This window comes from Gemmatimonadota bacterium (assembly GCA_040388625.1).
Classification (GTDB): Bacteria; Gemmatimonadota; Gemmatimonadetes; order Gemmatimonadales; family Gemmatimonadaceae; genus Fen-1247.
The window spans coordinates 62,701-83,311 of sequence record JAZKBK010000002.1; the positions used below are offsets into that span (position 1 = coordinate 62,701).

The following is a 20,611-nucleotide window of genomic DNA, read 5'->3' on the forward strand; positions in this document are numbered from 1 at the left end:
CAAAACCTCTAAGGCAGCTTTGTAATTATTTTCCCGCTACTTTCGCCACGAGGCCAGTTGCTCACGCAGCGCCTTGAGCGCACGGATCAGATGGATCTCCACCGTGTGTGTCGAGATTCCCATTACCTCGGCCGCTTCCACGTACGGCAATTCCTGCTCGCGAACCAGGCGGTACGCCTGTTGCGCTCGCGGTGGCAGGGTAAGGACGGCACGCGAGAGGGCCTCGCCCAGCTCGTGCTGCATCAGCGGGTCGTCAGTATTCCCCCGATAGGCCCATTCGATTGGGGAACCGGCATCCCGAACGATCGACTCGTGCGACACGAGCTCGACGCGAAGATGCCGCCGCAGCGTCGCGACACGATTGTAAACCGCGCGCAGCAGGTAAGTCCTCAGCCCCCCGCTGACGCTGAAGGTTGCAGAGTTCTTCAGGATGTTAAGGAAGATGTCGTGCACGACATCCTGCGCTTCATCACGGGATTTGAGGCATGCATACGCGAAGGCGAACATCGCATCGCCATGTCTGTCGTACATTGCCTTGAACGCCGCCGCATCGCCCCCGCGGATGCGCGCGACCCACTCCCGCTCGTCCGAAGACGCATCCAGGCGAGTGGCGATCCGTGGCAGGGTTGACAACGATTCGGGCATCGGCGCGAAGATAAATGACTGTACAACCGTTCGTCAACGTCGACTCGCAAAGTTACGAACGGAACCAGGCCTCTCGGCACTCGGTGTCTGTTGGCGGCAGCCTGCGCGTCGTCGACGTAACTTTCCCGTTGCCACGGCATAATCTCACATTGTTCATACTGTTAATGATTGAGTGCGATGCGCATACTGAAATCCAATGAATACCGTCGCATGCCGTGGCGGAACGGTCGAGGCGAAACCGCAGAAGTAGCCATCAGTCCGACAGGCGCCACGCTTGAAGACTTCGACTGGCGCGTCAGCATGGCGCGCATCGAGGGCGATGGGCCATTCTCCATCTTTCCGCAAACCGATCGCACGCTCGCCGTGTTGCGCGGTGACGGCCTGCGTCTCTCCATTGCCGGCAGTTCACCAATAGATCAGACGTTCAACTCGGAGCCACTTTCATTTCCCGGCGATGTCGCGGTCAGTGCGACTCTGCTGGGCGCCGCTGTCACCGACCTCAACGTGATGACCCGTCGCGAACGCTCGAGACATTCCATGCGACGACTGCGCATCGCAGGGAGCGTCGAGGTCCCACTGGAGGCACCGTTGGCGCTGCTGATTTGCGCAGAGGGTTCGCTGCAGATCGAGATGAACGCAGAAACAACCACGCTCATGGCGCTCGACTCTCTTCTCGTGGAAGAGGGGCCCGCTACGCTCAGGATCTCGAGCGACGCGTCGGCGCTGGCATATCTGATAGAGATCCATTAGAGATACTCGAGTGACCCCGTGATCCCATCCAAATGAAAATCGCGACTTTCAACGTGAACGGCGTGAACGGCCATCTGCCTTCACTACTGCGCTGGCTCGGAGAGAGGGAGCCCGACGTCGCCTGTCTCCAGGAACTGAAAGCACCCGAAGAGAAATTCCCCATAGCGGCTATCAGAGACGCGGGATACGGCGCTATCTGGCACGGGCAGAAGAGCTGGAACGGTGTGGCGATTCTCACGCGCGGAACGGAGCCGGTGGAAAGGCGACGCGGCCTGCCGGGCGATCCCGAAGACATGCACAGCCGCTACATCGAAGCGATCGTCCATGGAGTGGTGATCGGATGCCTGTATCTGCCGAATGGCAATCCCGCTCCTGGACCAAAGCTCGAGTACAAGCTCAGCTGGTTCGAGCGGCTGAGCCTGCACGCGAAAGAGTTGCTCACCGCGGACGATGGGCCCGTCGTGCTCGCGGGCGATTACAACGTGATCCCCACCGATCTCGACGTGTACAACCCTGCACGCTGGCAGACTGACGCGCTATTTCTCCCTGAGGTGCGCGACGCATTTCATCGGCTCGTCGCACAGGGTTGGACCGACGCGCTGCGCACGCTGCATCCGGATGAAAAGATCTACACTTTCTGGGACTACTTCCGGAATGCCTGGGGCCGAAACGCGGGACTGCGCATCGATCATCTGTTGCTCAATCCGTCAGCAGCCGCACGTCTGACCGGTGCTGGTGTCGACCGTGAGGTGCGCGGATGGGAAAAGCCGAGCGATCACGCGCCGACGTGGATAGAACTGTCGAAGAACTAGAATCCGGCCGCGGCGCTGTCGTCGTCGAGAGTGAAGATCGTGTCGATCGAAGTTCCGAGGAAGTTCCCAGTGCGTGCGCAAGGAGCAGATCCGAGGTCCGATTAGACAGTCACACTGTAGACCCGTACGTTTACGTCGATCGGTCCTGGGCCCGGAAGTGCGCGGTCGATACAAATGTTTGCGAAAAGGTGAAGGCCCGCTCTTTCGCGCGCCTGCAAGTCGCTGCCCTGTACTTTTGTGACTCGTCGACCCTGGGTCGGCGAACGCTCGCAGCACAGCAGTAGCCGGACGCCGCACCAACGAATGCGGACTCGGCACAATTACCGAAGTGAGCAAACGTTGACCGATCTCCGCGAACAACTTCAGGCCACACTTGGCGAGTGCTACGCCGTCGAGCGCGAGCTCGGTGGCGGCGGCATGTCACGCGTGTTCGTCGCGCGCGACCTCACGCTCGGTCGCGACGTTGTGGTGAAAGTCATTGCCCCGGAGAATGCCCAAGGACTGAGCGCGGAGCGGTTCGCGCGCGAAGTAAAGCTCGCTGCACGTCTCCAGCAGGCGAATATCGTTCCGGTGCTCGCAGCAGGTACATCAGGTACTCTCCCGTACTACACGATGCCGTTCGTGCGCGGCGAGTCGCTCCGCGCGCGGTTGGCCAGTGGCACGCCGCTCGGCGTACCGGAAGCAGTGAGCATCCTCCGCGACGTAGCACGCGCCCTTGCGTACGCACACGCGGAGCACGTGGTGCACCGCGACATCAAGCCGGAGAACATCCTGCTCTCCGGCGGCGCAGCGGTCGTCACCGATTTCGGAATTGCGAAAGCGATCGTTGCGTCGCGAACGCTGGATGCGAGTTCCACCACTGGAATCACGATGGCTGGCGTATCGCTCGGAACACCGGCCTACATGGCGCCCGAGCAGGCACTCGGCGATCCCGGTACCGATCAACGCGCCGACATCTACGCGTGGGGTGTCGTTGCGTGGGAATTGCTCGCCGGAGCGCATCCATTCGCGGAACGGAAGACGATGCAGGCATTGATCACTGCACACGTTACCGAGAAGCCGCCATCACTCTCCGAACGGCGTCCTGAAGTGCCCGAAGCGCTCGCCGCGCTCGTGATGCGCTGTCTCGACAAGAATCCTGAGAACAGGCCGCAATCCGCGAGTGAGTTGCTTGCATCTGTCGAATCGGTCAACACGTCGCGTGAGAGTGTCACACCGTCAGCCGCTCTCGCGAGACGACGGAACAGAGCGATCCCAATCGCCGCCGTGCTCGTTGTCGCAGTCGTATCCGTGCTCATCATCCAGCACTTCCGTCACACCACTGCAGCGACGACTGACAAGTCGCTCGCTGTATTGCCGTTCACCACGTCCGGCGGCGATACGGCGAACGCATATCTCGCTGAAGGGATCGCCGACGAAGTCAACAACACACTATCACAGATCCCGGGCTTGCGAATCGCGGGACGGAGCTCGGCCGCTCGATTCGCAAGGAGCAACGGCACGCCACAGGAGGCCGGCGCCGCTCTCAAGGTTGCTTCCGTGCTGGACGGCACGGTGCGCCGCGAGGGTGACCAGATTCGCGTCACTGCGGAGCTGTCGAATGCGAGCGACGGCGCCGTGGTGTGGCACGACAGCTACACGCGCGCGGCAAAGGACATCTTTGCCGTGCAGGACGAGATCGCTCGCGCCATCGCGGGACAATTACAGGTCACGCTCGGCAATGCCGGCACAGCGTCGCTCGCCGCAAGCGGAACGCGTGATGCCGCCGCGTACGATCTGTATCTGAAAGGTATGTATCTCTACCGTCGCCGCGGACCCGGAATAGCAGACGCGATTTCCACGCTCGATCAGGCAACTGCGCAGGATTCCACGTTCGCACGCGCGTGGGCTGGCCTGTCCAATGCGCTCACAGTGTCGCCGTCCTACCTGAGCACGCACGCAGGCGACGTCCTTCCGCGAGCGCGCCAAGCGGCGGAACGCGCGATACGTCTCGACTCCGCGCTGTCGGACGGGTACATGGCGCTTGGATATGTCGACGCCGAACAGTTTCAATGGAAAGCCGCGGAATCCGAACTGCGTCGGGCGATTGTGCTCGATCCGAACAACGCGGAAGCACGGTACAGACTCGGCTACACGCTGTTCAATCAGGGTCGCGTGACCGATGCAATTCCACAATTCCGGAGCGCCGAGGCACGCGATCCGTTGTATTTTCTGCCCGCGATCTATCTCGGTTGGGCGGAGGTGCGTACGGGCCAGATTCCCGAGGGCATCGCGGAGATACGTCGCGGGCTCGGCCTGGAGCCGCAGAGCATCACGGGACTTTGCCTGATTGCGCTTGCATACGACCGCGCCGGCTTGCCCGACTCCGCGCGTCTGTACGCGCATCGGATACTCGAGACGTCATCGCAGCCTGCGCGCATTGGCGAGGCTGCATACGTGCTCGCGCGGAACGGTGACCGGCGCACCGCCGAGCTGTTGACGCGGCAGTTGGAAGCGACACCGGAGAATGCATGGACGCGCTGGACCGCGCTGAGCCTCGCGTACAACGGTTTGGGTGATACCACTCGTGCGTTTGCCGCAATGGATCGCGCCGCGGCGGGCGACGGTGACGAGTGGCCGACTTTCGGAATCACGTATGCGAGAGATCTGTCCCCGAGCTCGCGCATCGCCGCAGTATTGCGCCGCTACAATCTCGATCCGGCGAACCTCATGGCGCGACCTGGCACAACGCGCAGCGCGCAATGACGTCGCCATCGACGGATCTTCGCGACCGCCTGCAGCTCACGTTGGGTGCTGCATATGCAATCGAGCGCGAGCTGGGCGGCGGAGGCATGTCACGCGTCTTTCGCGCACACGACGACACGCTCGGCCGCGATGTGGTGATCAAGGTGCTCACATCGGAGCTTGCCCAGGAGCTGTCAGCCGAGCGCTTCGAGCGCGAGGTACGGGTTACCGCGCAGTTGCAGCATCCGCACATCGTGCCGGTGATCACGTCGGGAGTCACTGACGCACAACCGTACTACGTGATGCCGTTCGTCGCCGGCGAGTCGCTGCGCGCACACCTCGGCGGTGGCACTCGACTGGACGGTCCCGCGTCCGTCAAGCTTCTCGCGGAAGTCGCACGTGCGCTCGATTACGCGCATCGTCGCGGAGTGGTTCATCGCGACATCAAGCCGGAGAATATACTTCTCTCGGATGGTATAGCGGTGGTTACGGATTTCGGCATCGCGAAAGCCATCGACGCGGCCAAAACCGTTGCACCGGCAAGCGCGCTCACCCAGCTTGGCACGTCGATCGGCACGCCGGCGTACATGGCTCCCGAGCAGGCCGCGGGAGATCCTGCGACGGACCACCGCGCCGATATCTACGCATGGGGCGTGGTGGCGTACGAGCTGCTGTCGGGGCACCATCCGTTCGCGAGCCGTACGTCGCCGCAGCAGTTGCTCGCAGCGCACATGTCCGAGCTTCCCGCGCCGTTGCGCCGCGCGGCGCCGGGTGTGTCGCCCGCGCTGGCCACACTGGTCATGCGTTGTCTGGAGAAAGATCCGATCCGGCGCCCCGATTCTGCGGCAGCGCTGGTCGAAGTGATGAGCACACAGCGATCGCAGAGTGGATTCGGCGGCATCATCGGCTTGCGTCGAGCGGTAGCAGCAGTTGTTGTGCTGTTCACGATTGCCGCGATTGGAGGAGTCGCGTGGCGCTGGCGCGAACGTGTTGTCGGTGCGGCGCAATTACCTGGCGCGCACACGCTCGCGGTGCTTCCCTTCGCCAACCTTAGCGGTGATACCACGCAGCAGTACTTTGCCGACGGTCTGGCCGATGAGCTGACGACCGCGCTCGGTCGGACGCCGGGGCTCCGTGTCACCGCACGCAGCGCAGCCTTCGCACCCGCGCTACGCAGCCTCGATGCGATGGCGGCGGGCAAGCGTCTCGACGTCGCGACGGTACTCGAAGGGGCAGTACGCCGTTCCGGACCGCGCATTCGCCTTTCGGCGGAACTCGTCGGCGTACACGATGGCACGGTGCTGTGGAGCGACGAGTTCGAGCATGATGGGGGTGATGTCTTCGCGGCGCAGGACGATCTCACACATCGCGTGGCTGCCGCCCTCCATGATCGCCTTGCCGTAGCGCGAGCGCGCGCTACCTCGTTCGATCGCGGTACGTCGGACGAGGTGGCGTATGACCTGTACCTGCAGGCACGTTATCTGTTCGCCCGTCGCGGCACGGCCAATCTCCTGCACGCAGCAGCGCTGCTGGCCCAGGCGATCCATCGGGACAGCACGTTCGCGCGCGCGATGGCGACACTTGCGATGGTGCAGGTGGTGCTGCCCGAGTACACGCAGTTGTCAGCCGTCAGCGCGACCACTGACGGACAGCAGACTCGCGATACGATGATCACTGCCGGCCTGCGCAACGCGGCGCGGGCGATTGCACGCGACTCCACACTCGCCGACGCATACGTCGCTCAGGGATACGGGCTCATCGCACGGTGGGATTGGGATGGGAGCGAAACAAGCTTCCGCCGGGCTCTCGCACTTGAACCCTTGAACCCGGAGGCGCACCACTGGCACGCTGACCTGCTGTACGCACGCGGTGACATCGACGGCGCGCTTAACGAGCAGCGACGCGCGCAGCAACTCGACCCAACGGCGGCTATCGTCGTCGCGGAGGTCGCGAATGAACTATACGATAAACACCTATACGCCGAGGCTATCGCTACCGGACATCGCGCAAGTGCAATGGATCCCCTCCTCGGATTCTCGTACCTCAACTACGCGCCGGCATTCATTTTCATGGGATATCCCGACTCGGCGATGGCGGCACTCGCGACAGCACAGCGACTGGATGTTGGTGGACAGGACCAGCAGGGGGTCGCCATGCGAGCCGCTATACGCGCCGCCGCACTCACGCGTTTGAAGCGTAATGATGAGGCACGCCAGCAGGTCGCAATTGTCGAAGCGATGGTGAAGAGCGGGGGCTCTGCGTACACCGCAGCGTTGGCGCGAATGGGAATCGGAGATCGCGAAGGGGCACTTCGATGGTTGACACGCAGCATCGACGCACATGAGCAGGCTCCCGCATCCTGGGGAGTGAGCTGCGACCCGATGTTCGACCCGCTCAAGTCCGATCCACGCTTCGGTGTGCTCATGGCGCGGATGAAGGTACACGTCTGTCCACCGGGGCCTGGCTGATCCGATGATGGAATCCGTGCAAATGACCGAGTCTGCGGCTCGCCTTGCCACGTCGCTGTCGGATCGCTATCGCCTCGAGCGCGAGCTCGGCTCGGGCGGGATGGCGACGGTCTACCTCGCGCACGACATCAGGCACGACCGCGACGTCGCGATCAAGGTGCTGCGCGAAGAGATCGGCCATTCCGTCGGCGCCGACCGCTTTCTGCGTGAGATTCGCCTCGCCGCGAAGCTGAATCATCCGAACATCGTCGCACTGTTTGATTCAGGCGAAATCGACGGCGTGCTCTTCTACGTTATGCCTGCCGTGGATGGGCGATCGTTGCGCGAGCTGCTTGACTCCACCCCTCAGCTATCGCTCGATGATGCGATGCGGATCGTGACTGAAGTTGCAAGCGCACTCGAATATGCACACAGGAACGGCGTCGTGCATCGCGACATCAAGCCGGAGAACATTCTTTTGCACGACGGACATGCGCTAGTTGCCGACTTCGGGATCGGCAAGGCGTTGAGCGACGCAAGCGGTGCCACGTTCACCCAGGTTGGAATGAATGTGGGAACGCCGGCGTACATGAGTCCCGAGCAGGCTGTCGGCGAGGCGGTGGACGGACGCAGCGACATCTATTCACTCGGCTGCGTGCTGTACGAGATGCTGGTCGGCGAGCCACCGTTCACCGGTCCGAGCGTACAGGCCGTCATCGCCAAGCGGTTTGTGCAGACACCTGCGGACGTGTGCGCGTTGCGCGAGGGAGTGCCACGCGCGATAGCTGTCGCGGTCCAGCGTTCGCTCGCGCGCACGCCGGTGGATCGCTACGATACCGCCGGCGGACTCATCGCTGCGCTGCGCGACGTCGCGTCCGGAGCGCGCGCCGCCACATCACCCGAATTGCCGGAGCACTCCATCGCAGTGCTCCCATTCGAGGACATGAGCGGCGACCGTGAGAATGAGTACTTCGGCGACGGTATCGCCGAGGACATCATCAACGCGCTGACGCGCATCGACGGGCTGCACATCGCGGCGCGCACGTCTGCTTTCTCATTCAAGGGAAAGCAGGCGTCGCTGGCAACGATCGGCGAGCAGCTCCGCGTATCCACAGTGTTGCAGGGCAGCGTGCGCAAGTCGGGCAACCGGCTGCGTATCACCGCGCAGCTGGTGTCAGTCGCGGATGGATATCATCTCTGGTCGGAGCGATATGATCGCGACCTTACCGACGTATTCGTCGTGCAGGACGAGATCGCCGCGGCGATTGCCGCGAAGTTGCAGTTGACACTGGTAAGGACCGACACCAACGCCGAACGCGCGACGACGAATCAGGTTGCAGCGTACGAACTGTACGTGCGCGGGCGCGCGCTCACGATGCAGCGCGGTGCGGGGATCGCCCAGGCGCTGGAGTGCTTCGAGCGTGCGATCGAGCTGGATCCGTCCTACGCGCCGGCGCACGCGGGACTCGCCGAAGCACTCCGCACGCTCGCGCAGTACGGCTTCGTGCGTGCTGCCGACGCAATCCCGCGCGCCAAGGCAGCAATCGCGCGTGCGTTGGAGCTCGACCCGAATCTCGGCGAGGCAATCGGTGTGCTCGCGCTCATCACGCTCACTTCGGATCTCGACGCGTCAGGGTCGATGGAGTTGTTCGAGCGGGCACTGGCTATCAATCCGATGCTTTCGGAGATCCGTTGCCTGTACGCGATATGGGTACTGGTGCTCCTGCGAGGCGAGGATGCCCGGGGGCTCGCCGAGGTCGAGCGCGCGCTGCGAGACGACCCGTTGAGCAGCATCTGCGCCGCACACGCGAGTATCGGCCTGTCGATCCTGGGCATGCACGAGGAGGCCTTTCGCTCGGCGACACGCGCTGCGGACCTCAATCCCGCCTCCTTCGCCGCGCAACTGTCGGTAATGCTCTCGCAGGCATGGGGCGGGAGTTACGCGGCGGCGCGCGCTTCGTCCGTGCCGGTGCTCCAGATGTCCGGCCGGCATCCGTGGCCGGTCTCGCTCCTTACCCATGTTTACGCCGCACAGGGCGAACTGGCTCGCGCACAAGCGATGGACGACGAGCTTCACGCGCGCGCGAGATCCGGATACGTGCAGTGCACCTGGCTCGCACTTTCCGCGCTTGCACTCGGCCGCATCGACGAGGCGATGGAGCTCACGTTTCGCTCGGTCACGGAGAGGGACGCGTTCGGTCCCTGGTTCCTCCGCTTTCCGGGCACCGACGCGCTCCGGGCGCATCCGCGATATCCGGAGCTGTTACGACTGATGGGCGTTCGCGCCGAAGCTGCGTTCGACGGCCTCGCATCCGTCCCATAAATGACTGAACCGCCGGCGCGGCTCGCCACATCGCTTGCAGATCACTATCGCATCGAGCGCGAGCTTGGTGCGGGCGGCATGGCGACTGTATATCTCGCCGAAGATCTCAAGCATCATCGCAAGGTCGCGGTAAAGGTTCTGCACGCAGAACTGTCAGCGCTGCTCGGCCCTGAACGGTTCCTGAAGGAGATAGAACTCACCGCCAGCCTCCAGCATCCGCACATCCTTCCATTGTTCGACAGTGGAAGTGCAGCCGGGTTGCTGTATTACGTCATGCCTTTCGTCGAAGGCGAAACGCTTCGCAGTCGCCTGGATCGCGACAAGCAGCTCTCGATCGCCGATGCGGTTCGGATAGCCAGCGAAGCCGCCGACGCGCTTGAATACGCGCACGGACGCGGCATCGTGCATCGTGACATCAAGCCGGAGAACATTCTTCTGCAGAACGGTCACGCGCTCGTAGCCGACTTCGGCATCGCATTGGCGGTGGAGCAAGCTGGCGGCAAGCGCATGACACAGACGGGCCTGTCACTCGGCACGCCGCAGTACATGAGCCCGGAGCAGGCGATGGGCGAGCGCGAGATTGGCCCTCGCTCCGACATCTACTCGCTCGGCGCCGTGACATACGAGATGCTCGCCGGTGATCCGCCATTCACGGGCTCGACCGCGCAGGCGATCGTGGCGCAGGTGATCACGAGTGAACCGCGATCACTCACTGCACAGCGCAGGAGCGTGCCGACACATGTCAACGATGCCGTGTTCACCGCGCTCGAGAAACTTCCTGCAGACCGCTTTGCAACCGCAACACAATTCGCAGCGGCGCTCGCGAACGACTCGTTCACCACGACCGCTGGATCGACACGGCGACGTTATCGAAGCGTCACGGACTGGCGCGCACGTACGCGCGACCCGCTGGTGTTGGCGCTCGGTGCGCTTGCAATAGCGTTGGCGGTTGGACTCGTCGCACTCTCGCGGCACGCAACCACGAGTGATTCGTTCCCTCTGCGTGTCGAGTTGCCGCTTCCGCCGGGCGGTGCGCAATCCGGATCACCGGCGCTTTCCCCGGATGGTCACACCATCGTCTATGCCGCCCAGGCGCCATCGGATCAGGGGGAGAGCCCATTCATGGGTCAGGCGACGAGTCTGTATCTGCGCAGGTTAGATCAACTCACTTCGCGCCCGATTCCCAACACGAACAACGCCGGACTTCCTGCTTTCTCGCCTGACGGTAAGTCGATTGCGGTGATCGTCAACCGTCGGAAGGTTGTCCGAGTGCCCCTTGACGGCGGCCCTGAAGTCACGCTCGCCGATGTTCCCGATGATGGCGGCGTCGATTGGTCATCGAGTGGAGACATCGTGGTCGGCGGCGGCGCATTCGAGGAGTTCAGAGGACTCTACCATGTGCCAGCCAATGGCGGAACGCTGACACCGCTCACGCACATCGACCCAAAACGCAAGGAGCATAGCCACGAGTACCCGCGCGTGCTAGCCGATGGCAGAACCGTCGTGTTCACGATCTGGTACGGAACCGTCGATCGCGCGGAGCTCGCGGTGACGTCGCTCGATGACGGAAGCAAGGTGACGCCGCTCGGCATTCTCGCGGCGAGGGCGCTCGGAGTGGTGAATGGACAATTGGTGTACGTGCGCGCCGACGGTACTGTCATGGCGGTACCGTTCGACGTCACACGACGAAAGGTTTCTGGCACGCCTGTGCAGCTGCTCGATTCAGTTCGGATGATCGGAGCCGAAACCGGATACGCAGCGGCATACATGACACAGGCTGGTGGACTCGTGTACGCGACCGGAACGCTGAACAGGCGCCTCGTGTGGGTGGATCGCAACGGTGCGACTCACGATGCATTCAACGAGCCGCGCGAGTTTCAGTTCGTGCGGTTATCGCCGGACGGACAACGTGCCGCACTTGGCATCGGCACCGGAACCGGCAACAACGTCTGGATCCTGGATTTTGCGGCCGGAACCCTCACACCGTTGACCACTGCTGGCCGAAGCCGCAACCCGAGCTGGTCGTCCGACAATCGGAGAATTCTGTTCGGCTCCAACCACTCGGGACAGGCTGCATTATGGTGGCAGCCCGCAGATGGCAGTGGACCCGCAGTGATGGCGGGCGTGCCGCGTCACAATCCATGGTTCGTCGATCTCTCGCCGGACGGACACACCACGGTATTCAACGCGATTTACGATGGTACTTTCAATCTCGAGACGTTTTCACTGGACGCGGGACACGCAGAGCGCGATGTATCTGCGTCGCCGATCGCAACGGAGGTATTTGGCAGGTTTTCCCCGGATGGACATTCCATCGCGTACAACTCCGACGAATCCGGCCGCGCCGAAGTTTATGTGCGGTCATTTCCCGACGTGGGCAGCAGAATCCAGATTTCCACCGGCGGCGGCCGTCGTCCAGTCTGGGCTCCCGATGGAAAGACCCTGTACTACTGGGAAGGCGGCAGACTGACATCCGCAACGCTGGCGCGGGATCCGGCGCTGCGAGTGGTGTCACGCAAGCCGCTCTTCGATGGACGCTACGAAACGGACTACGACATCTCGCATGATGGAACGCGCTTTCTGATGATCCAGACCGAAACGGCTGGTCTCAACCTGGTGGTGATTCCCGACTGGCAGACGGAACTGCGACAGTTGACGACAGCGAGGAAACAATAGATGACTGAATCAGTTTCACGCTTGAGCGCCAGCCTTGCCGACCGCTACACGATCGAGCGGGAGCTTGGCGCCGGAGGCATGGCGACCGTGTATCTCGCGCACGACATCAGGCACGACCGCGATGTCGCGATCAAGGTGCTCAGGTCTGACATTACCGAGTCGTTGGGCCGAGACCGCTTCCTGCGCGAGATCCGGTTGGCCGCACGACTCAACCACCCACATATCCTCCCACTGTACGATTCCGGTGATGCAGACGGTTTTCTCTATTTCGTCATGCCGGTGATGCAGGGACAGACGCTGCGCGACCGCATGCGGGACGAAGGCCAGCTCCCGGTTGATGCCACCGTACGCCTGGTGCAGGAAGTGGCAGACGCGCTCGATTACGCACATCGGCACGACGTGGTGCACCGCGATATCAAGCCGGAGAATATCCTCCTGCACGAGGGTCACGCGCTCGTTGCTGACTTCGGGATCGGAAAGGCAATTATTGCTGCAGCGGCGAGTGGTGTGACGACGTTGACACAGGTCGGCGTCACGGTCGGAACGCCCGCGTACATGAGTCCCGAGCAGGCCGCTGGAGACGAGATCGACGGACGCAGCGATCTCTTCGCGTTGGGTTGCGTGCTGTACGAGATGTTGACAGGCGAGCCGGCGTTCACGGGTTCGACTGTTCAGGCTGTTATCGCAAAGCGTTTTCATTACTCCCCGCCATCAGCGAGCTCGACGAGACCGACTGTGCCGCCTGGCGTTAGTCATACGATAGAGCGCCTGTTGGAGAGAGATCCGACGGCGCGTATATCAAGCGGGGCCCTGGTTGTTGCGGCGCTTCGCGAACAGGATACGTCGCCGACGGCGCAAACTCCGCGGCGCGCCGAACAGTCTGTGGCGGTTCTTCCGTTCGCCAACATGAGCGCGAGCGTCGACGACGAATATTTCGCCGACGGCATCACGGAAGAGATCATCAACCTGCTCGCACAGCTCCAGGGCTTGCGTGTTGCCGCGCGTACTTCGTGCTTTGCCTTCAAGGGAAGGAACGAGGACCTCCGTATGGTCGGGGAGAAGCTGGGCGTACAGCACGTCCTCGAAGGAAGTGTGCGCAAGGCGGGTCCACATGTGCGGATCACGGCACAGCTCATCAACGCGGCCGACGGTTACCACGTCTGGTCGGAGCGCTACGACCGCGATCTCATCGACATCTTCGCACTGCAGGACGATATCGCGAACTCCATAGCGACGAAGCTGCGACTGTCGCTGCTTGATGCACCCGATCGCGCGGTCGCACGTCCCGGACTGCGCAACGTGGAAGCGTACGAGCTTCTGCTCAAAGGACGCGTACTACTCAGGCAGCGCGGGCCCGCAACTCTCGATGCTCTCGCTTGCTTTCAGCGCGCCGTGGCGCTCGACCCGGAGTTGGTAGAAGCGCATGCGTTGCTGGCCGACGCGTACCGGCTCATCTGGATCTACGGCATGGCGCCAGCCAGCGAAACGATACCGCAGGCGCGCGCGGCAATCGCATGCGCCCTCGCTCTGGACTCCGATGATCCGCAGGCACTGTCGACACTCTCCAACATCGCCAGCTCATACGATCTGGACGTCGAGCGATGCCTCGCGCTCGCCGATCGCGTTTTTGCCCGCGAGCCACTACGCGTGGAGACGCTGTGCGAGCGTGGTTTCGTCGTTGCGCTGCGCAGCAATTCGTCGCCGGAGTCACTGGCAAAAGCTCTGCACCACATACGCACGGCTAGAGGGGCTGATCCGTTGAATGCCTGGGCTGCGGCGATCGAATCGATGTCGCTCGCATGCATCGGGAATTACGAAGATGCCGTGCGCGCGGCGCAAAATGCCGTCGCGCTTGATCCCCTCGCGTTCACCGGGCGGTGGGCACTGGTGTGGACCCTTGCCGCGATCGGGCGGGATGAAGAGGCAATCACTGCGGCGACAGAGACGCTTCTTATGTCCGGACGCCATCCGCGCATCCTCGCGGACGTCGCTGCGATCCACGCCCGCCGCGGAGAAGTGCGCGCAGCGTTGGAGATTCTCGAGGAGCTGCGTGGCCGCACAACAGCGGGATTCGTTGAGCACTCAGTGCTGGGAGCGGTGGCAGCGTCTTCCGGACTCATGGCCGAAGCTCGCGCACTCGTGGCGCGTGGGATCGCGGAGCACGAGGTGTTCTGGCAGTTTGCGAAATCTCCAGCCTGGGCACCATTCCGTGCCGATGCGGAGGGGGCAGCGATGCTTCACGCGCGCTCGTTCTAGAGCAATGATCCACCCGGGTCCGGGGCTCGAGCTCCTTGATCCATCGCAGACCAGTGCACAGGATACTGCCTGTCACGCGACATCATCCGATCACATGACACCTCGCACCCGCATCTTCATAACGGCGATCATCGCCATCGTCGCATTCGACGCGCTTGCATCGATCGCGTCCCGCACGACCGGAACTCCCTACTTCTGGGCAAGTTTCGGATCGTGGATCCTGTACATCGGCATCGGTTACTTCGCCGGTCGCGCGATTCCGGAATCGCCCATACGCACGGCAGCAATCACCGGACTCGTGGCAGGAATCGCCGATGCATCACTCGGCTGGTTGACGTCGTGGGCCATCGGGCCGGGTAAGGTGGCGGGCGGAATTACTCCTGTACAATGGTTATTCACGGCAATCTTCGTCACCGCGCTGGCCACCGGATTCGCGGCACTCGGCGGCGTCATCGCGCGATCGAACCGTGGGCCACGGTTACCGTAACTCGAAATCGACCAACCGATCTCGCGCCACACCCCGGCAACCCGTATTATCCGAACGAGCCCCTCTCTCGTTCCACGCAGCACTCCAACATTCCGCAAATGCGAGTCTTCGCCCGCTCGATCCCGACGTCAGCCACGGTCGCCTCGCTCGCGACCGCTGCTCTGCTCGCGCTAGTACCACTCGCGGCTCACGCACAACGCGCTGCACGACCCAGAACCGCGCAGCCGCGCCAGGCGGAAGATCCGCGATATTCCCAGACCGAGAAACCGCCGCTCCACGCCACCCACTGGCTCGCAATTACCGGTAAACCGCTCTCCGCAACCGCTGGTGCGCTGATCTTCGCCCAGGGCGGTAACGCCGTCGACGCCGCAGCCGCGATGCTCGCTGCAGGTTGCACGATGTGGGACACGCTGTCGTGCGGCGGTGAGACACAGGCGCTCATCTACAATCCGCACACCAAAAAGGTGATCGGCATCGATGCACTCGGCGTCGCACCCACCGGCGCGACTGCGGAATACTATCACTCGAAAGGTTATCGATTCCCGCCAGAGTACGGACCGCTCGCCGCGGTAACGCCGGGTACAGTTGGCGGATTGCTCACCATGCTCGCCGAATACGGAAAGCTGTCGCTCAAGCAGGTGCTGGCTCCCGCGATTCAGATGGCAGACGGCTACGCCATGGAAGCACAATTGTCCAATACCATCGAGCAATACCGCGACACCATCATGCAGTGGAAGTACTCCACCGCCGTGCTGCTTCCACATGCCGGTACGGCACATCCGGCGCCGGAACCCGGTGAGATCTTCAGGCAGAAGGACCTTGCCGCCACGTGGCGCAAGCTCGTCGACACCGAGCAGCAGGCATTGAAGCAGGGCAAGACGCGCAAGCAGGCGATCTATGCAGCGTACGACCGCTTCTACAAGGGCGACATCGCACAGGAGATGGTGCGTGGCGTGCGCGAGGAAGGCGGACTCTTCACGATGCAGGATCTTGCAAACTGGAAGGTGCATATCGAAGAGCCGCTGCACACGAACTACAAAGGCATCGAGGTATACAAGCTTCCGATCTGGCAGCAGGGCCCGGCCTTGTTGCAGTCGCTCAACATACTCGAGAATACCGACGTCAAGAGCATGGGTTACAACTCGCCCAGGTACATCAACACGCTGTACCAGACGATGAGCCTCGCATTCGCAGATCGCGACTTCTATTACGGCGATCCGTACTTCCCTCCTGAAGAACCGGTAAAGGGGTTGATGTCCAAGGCGTACGCAAAAGCGCGATTCGCCGAGATCGATCCAGCGAAGAACAACCCGAACGTCAAGCCGGGCGATCCGTACCCGTATCAAGGTGCCACGAATCCGTTCAAGGCCCTGTTGGCGCAGTGGAATCCAGCCGACTTCGCACCGGCGAAGATGCAACCTCGGAGCGGTCAGCAGGATAAGACGCCGACGAAAGCGGACACGACGACTGAGAGCATCGCTAATGCGTCCGGTGGCGCGATGGAGTTTCTCCCCGACAACGCAACGCGCGCGGACTCTGCATTTGCGAAGGACTTCTACGCAGGCACCACATCCATTGAAGCATCCGATGCGGAAGGCTGGGTCGTATCCGTGACGCCAAGCGGCGGTTGGGTACCAGCAGTGATCGCGGGACGAACTGGAATTGGTCTGAGCGAGCGCGCGCAGAGCTTTGTGACCGACGCGAGGGACGGACCGTTCAACGTGATCGAGCCCGGCAAGCGGCCACGGGTGACTCTCACACCGACGCTCGCGCTCAAGAATGGCGCCCCGTATCTGGCGTTCGCAGTGCAGGGTGGAGATTCGCAGGATCAGAATCTGCTGCAGTTCTTTCTCAACGTCGTCGAGTTCGGAATGACCGTGCAGCAGGCGACCGAAGCGCCAAATTTCAACAGCTATCAGATGCGGTCGTCGTTCGGCATGCACGAGCTGGAGCCCGGGAGAATGCTGGTTGCCACGTCGCTTCCCGACTCCACCCGGGATGCGCTCAAGCGGATGGGCTACAAGCTCGAGTTCGCGCAGCGGACATCGGGCCCGATCAACGCCATTTTCTTCGACGCGCAGCACCACAGCATGTGGGGCGGCTCGAGTAATCATGGCGAGGATTACGGGATAGCCTGGTAACGACGGCGCCAGCTCCAGATCTTCGAACTTCCATTTTTCCTTCAATAACATGCGCGCTATATCCGATTCCATCGCTGCGACAACCGCAACTGCTGCGTTGCTCCTTTTTGCTGCACCACATCTCGCGGCGCAGGCTCACAACGCGCAGGATCCGGCCGCGCGCGCACCGGGCGCTGTCGCATTCGACTCCGCGCATTTCGGCGGGCTGCACTGGCGAAGCATCGGACCGTATCGCGGTGGCCGTGTTACAACGGTCGTCGGCGTCCCGACGCAGCCGCTCACTTACTACATGGGTGCGACCGGAGGCGGAATATGGAAGACGAGCGATGCTGGTAATTCATGGCAGAACATCTCGGACGGAAAGCTTCACACCGGCTCCGTGGGCTCGCTTGCAGTTGCCGCGAGTGATCCGAACGTCATCTACGCCGGGATGGGCGAGCGCGAACCGCGTGGTCAGTCGTCCACGTGGGGCGATGGTATCTACAGATCGACCGATGCAGGAAAGACCTGGGTCTCGCGCGGTCTCGAAAACACCAGATCGATCGCGCAGATCGTAATCGATCCGCACAACCCCGACCTCGTCATCGCTGCAGCAGAGGGCAGCCGGTGGACACCTGGACCCGACCGCGGCATCTACAAGACGACCAACGGTGGCGCGAGCTGGAAGCTGGTCCTTCATACCGGCGACAGTGTGTCGGCGATCGACGTGAGCATGGACCCGTCCAACTCACGCATCCTGTACGCAGCCATGTGGGACTTTCAGCGGCTGCCGTGGCAGATCCGGAGCGGTGGACCCGGCAGCGCGATCTACAAGAGCACAGACGGTGGCGACACCTGGACTCGACTTCGCGGTCATGGACTTCCCGCCGGGATCGTGGGCCGTATCGGCGTTGCCGTGTCACCGGCGAACCCGAATCGCGTTTACGCAATCATCGAAGCCGCCGCAGACACCGGCGGCCTGTATCGCTCCGATGATGCGGGCGAGAGCTGGCATCACCTGTCCGCGGAGCGGTTGATTCGCTCGCGCGCGTGGTACTACACTCGCATCACCGCGGATCCGCAGGACGAGAACGTCGTCTATATAATGAATGCACCAATTGTGAAATCCATCGATGGCGGCAAGACGTTTCAGGTCCTGCCTGCAAAGCACGGTGACAATCACGACCTGTGGATCAATCCGTTGAATCACAACGACATGATCAACGGCAACGACGGCGGCGCGGCAATCACCCTCGACGGCGGCAGGACGTGGTCGTCACAGGACAACCAGCCGACAGGACAGATCTACCGCGTCAACACCGACGCTCAGTATCCCTACTGGGTATACGGATCACAGCAGGACAATACGTCGGTCGCGATCGCCAGCGCGACAGCGCATGGTGGTATTACGACTTCAGACTGGTATCCCGTAGGTGGCTGCGAGAGCTCGCACATCGCATTCGATCCAGCGGATCCGCGTTATCTGTACGCAGGATGTTATCAGGGTGCGATCAGCGAGTTCGACCGCGTCACGCAGCAGCAGCGAAGCGTCATGGAGTACCCATCGCTTGGCCTTTCGACATCGCCGGAGACGCAGAAGTATCGCTTCAACTGGAGTGCGCCGATCGCCACCTCGCCGCTCGCGCGTAACATCATCTATCACGGCGGCAACGTTCTGTTCAAATCGAGCGACCGCGGCCAGAACTGGACCGCGATAAGCCCCGACCTGACGCGTAACGAAAAGGCGCACCAGGGTCCTGGCGGCGCGCCGATCACCAATGAAGGCGCGGGCGGCGAGGTTTACAACACGATCTATTACATCGCACCATCGCCGCGCGACACGAATACCATCTGGGTCGGCACCGACGACGGCCTGGTGCAGCTCACACGCGATGGTGGCCGCAGCTGGACGAATGTCACGCCGAAGGGACTTCGCCCCGGCTTCGTGAATGCGATCGAGATATCGCCGTTCGAGGCTGGCACCGCGTACATGACGTACGACGGCTACAAGTGGAGCGACTGGTCGCCACAGATCTACAGGACCACAGACTACGGTCGCACCTGGACCAAGCTCGTGAACGGCATCCGCGATGGCGATCAGGTGCGCGTCGTGCGCGCGGACCCCGTGCGCCGCGGCCTGCTTTACGCCGGTACGGAGACTGGCGCATACGTCTCCTTCGACGATGGCCAGAAATGGGAAAGCCTGCAAGCCAATCTTCCCGTGGTGCCGGTCACCGATCTTCAGATTCGAGACGGCGATCTCGTTGCGTCCACCGAGGGACGCGCATTCTGGATCATGGACGACATCTCGCCTCTCCAGCAGCACGCTGAATCGATCGCGGCAAACGAATCACGCATCTTCAATCCCCGACCGGTGCACCTCACGCGTTGGGGATCGACCAACGCGCCAGACGCCGGTGCCAATCCGCCGAGCGGCGCGATTATCTATTACGACATCGCCAGCGGAACCGATTCGACAAAGGTGAAGCTCGAGCTGGTCGACGCAGCCGGCGCCACCGTTCGCACGTTCACGAGCAAGCCGAAACCGAGCGACGTCAACAGCGTCATTTCGGGCAAACCCGGAATGCACCGAATGGTGTGGAACCTTCAATCTGCGCAACTGGATGCGCCGAAGGGCCTCACGTTCTTCGGATCGATCTCGGGATCGAGTGTTGCGCCCGGCCAGTACACCGTGCGTCTTACCGCAGATGGAAAGACGCTCACTGCTCCGCTCGAGGTGCTGCAGGATCCGCGCGTGCATCTGACCACCGCGCAGATCGCCGAGCAGAGTCAGACGATGCGCGTCATCACCGATCGCGTCAACGCGATCTTCCGCGATGCAAAGCGACTCGATGACGTACGCGATCAGGTGAAAGCCATTGTAGCGCACGCTGGTGATCTTCCGGACAGCACGGAGGTGTCGTCCACAGGCAAGCGCCTCGCCGCGCGGCTCGATTCACTGAGCATCGAGCTCGTGCAGCCGCAGCACACCAACGGACAGGACATCATCGGCTTCCCGAATGGCGTTGTGGATGACTGGCTGTATCTGGCGGGCAACATCGACGGCTCGTACATGCCGGTGACGGGCGGCGACAAGCAACGCCTCGCCGACCTTCAACAGCAGTGGCTGCCCGTGCAATCGCGCATCGACGCCCTGCTCGGCGCCGACCTCACCGCATTCAACACGAAGCTCGGCGGCAAGGCGATTGTCATCGTGCCGAAGATTCGAGTCCCGTGAGCGCGCACGGGGCAGGATCTCGCCTTTAGAACGATCGTTCGAGCGCCCGATCTCAACAAATCTAGGGCCTCGCGCGATATGTATGGGATGCAATGAACTCAGACGGCGGGTCGCCTCCATAGGCCGACCCGCC

At 62.4% G+C, this 20,611-nt stretch carries 11 protein-coding genes; 10 read left to right on the forward strand and 1 reads right to left on the reverse strand.

Annotation, left to right across the window (positions count from 1 at the left end):
• Positions 1 to 36 precede the first annotated feature (36 nt).
• On the reverse strand, positions 37 to 645 hold the full coding sequence (locus V4529_03975) for a sigma-70 family RNA polymerase sigma factor (GenBank protein MES2357479.1): 609 nt from the start codon (positions 643 to 645) through the stop codon (positions 37 to 39).
• A 177-nt stretch (positions 646 to 822) separates the two neighbouring features.
• Here V4529_03975 and V4529_03980 point away from each other — a divergent pair, with 177 nt between their 5' ends.
• The 10 genes from V4529_03980 to V4529_04025 all read left to right on the forward strand — a co-directional run bounded on the left by V4529_03980 (position 823) and on the right by V4529_04025 (position 20,478).
• The gene (locus tag V4529_03980) at positions 823 to 1,395 is read left to right on the forward strand and encodes a HutD family protein (protein MES2357480.1); all 573 of its coding nucleotides are present in this window, start codon (positions 823 to 825) and stop codon (positions 1,393 to 1,395) included.
• Between the two features lie 32 nt (positions 1,396 to 1,427).
• Entirely contained in the window at positions 1,428 to 2,207 is a 780-nt protein-coding gene (gene xth, locus V4529_03985; GenBank protein ID MES2357481.1) for an exodeoxyribonuclease III, read from the forward strand.
• 339 nt (positions 2,208 to 2,546) lie between these two features.
• On the forward strand, positions 2,547 to 4,952 hold the full coding sequence (locus V4529_03990) for a protein kinase (protein MES2357482.1): 2,406 nt from the start codon (positions 2,547 to 2,549) through the stop codon (positions 4,950 to 4,952).
• Complete coding sequence (locus V4529_03995) at positions 4,949 to 7,399, forward strand: protein kinase (GenBank protein MES2357483.1); 2,451 nt, start codon at positions 4,949 to 4,951, stop codon at positions 7,397 to 7,399. The genes V4529_03990 and V4529_03995 overlap by 4 nt, the downstream gene beginning before the upstream one ends.
• 22 nt (positions 7,400 to 7,421) lie before the next feature.
• Complete coding sequence (locus V4529_04000) at positions 7,422 to 9,701, forward strand: protein kinase (GenBank protein MES2357484.1); 2,280 nt, start codon at positions 7,422 to 7,424, stop codon at positions 9,699 to 9,701.
• Entirely contained in the window at positions 9,702 to 12,377 is a 2,676-nt protein-coding gene (locus tag V4529_04005) for a protein kinase (protein ID MES2357485.1), read from the forward strand. It begins immediately after the preceding gene.
• Complete coding sequence (locus V4529_04010) at positions 12,378 to 14,633, forward strand: protein kinase (GenBank protein ID MES2357486.1); 2,256 nt, start codon at positions 12,378 to 12,380, stop codon at positions 14,631 to 14,633.
• A 94-nt stretch (positions 14,634 to 14,727) separates the two neighbouring features.
• On the forward strand, positions 14,728 to 15,120 hold the full coding sequence (locus V4529_04015; GenBank protein ID MES2357487.1) for a hypothetical protein: 393 nt from the start codon (positions 14,728 to 14,730) through the stop codon (positions 15,118 to 15,120).
• Positions 15,121 to 15,218: 98 nt separating this feature from the next.
• Complete coding sequence (locus V4529_04020; protein MES2357488.1) at positions 15,219 to 17,261, forward strand: gamma-glutamyltransferase; 2,043 nt, start codon at positions 15,219 to 15,221, stop codon at positions 17,259 to 17,261.
• Positions 17,262 to 17,310: 49 nt separating this feature from the next.
• Positions 17,311 to 20,478, forward strand: coding sequence for a glycosyl hydrolase (locus V4529_04025; protein MES2357489.1), 3,168 nt, complete (start codon positions 17,311 to 17,313; stop codon positions 20,476 to 20,478).
• Positions 20,479 to 20,611: the final 133 nt, after the last annotated feature.

Bases quoted from the DNA above. Each gene is read 5' to 3' on its own strand.
- V4529_03975 (MES2357479.1), bottom strand. From the start codon at position 645: ATGCCCGAATCGTTGTCAACCCTGCCACGGATCGCCACTCGCCTGGAT.
- V4529_03980 (MES2357480.1), top strand. From the start codon at position 823: ATGCGCATACTGAAATCCAATGAATACCGTCGCATGCCGTGGCGGAAC.
- xth (MES2357481.1), top strand. From the start codon at position 1,428: ATGAAAATCGCGACTTTCAACGTGAACGGCGTGAACGGCCATCTGCCT.
- V4529_03995 (MES2357483.1), top strand. From the start codon at position 4,949: ATGACGTCGCCATCGACGGATCTTCGCGACCGCCTGCAGCTCACGTTG.
- V4529_04000 (MES2357484.1), top strand. From the start codon at position 7,422: ATGACCGAGTCTGCGGCTCGCCTTGCCACGTCGCTGTCGGATCGCTAT.
- V4529_04005 (MES2357485.1), top strand. From the start codon at position 9,702: ATGACTGAACCGCCGGCGCGGCTCGCCACATCGCTTGCAGATCACTAT.
- V4529_04010 (MES2357486.1), top strand. From the start codon at position 12,378: ATGACTGAATCAGTTTCACGCTTGAGCGCCAGCCTTGCCGACCGCTAC.
- V4529_04015 (MES2357487.1), top strand. From the start codon at position 14,728: ATGACACCTCGCACCCGCATCTTCATAACGGCGATCATCGCCATCGTC.
- V4529_04020 (MES2357488.1), top strand. From the start codon at position 15,219: ATGCGAGTCTTCGCCCGCTCGATCCCGACGTCAGCCACGGTCGCCTCG.
- V4529_04025 (MES2357489.1), top strand. From the start codon at position 17,311: ATGCGCGCTATATCCGATTCCATCGCTGCGACAACCGCAACTGCTGCG.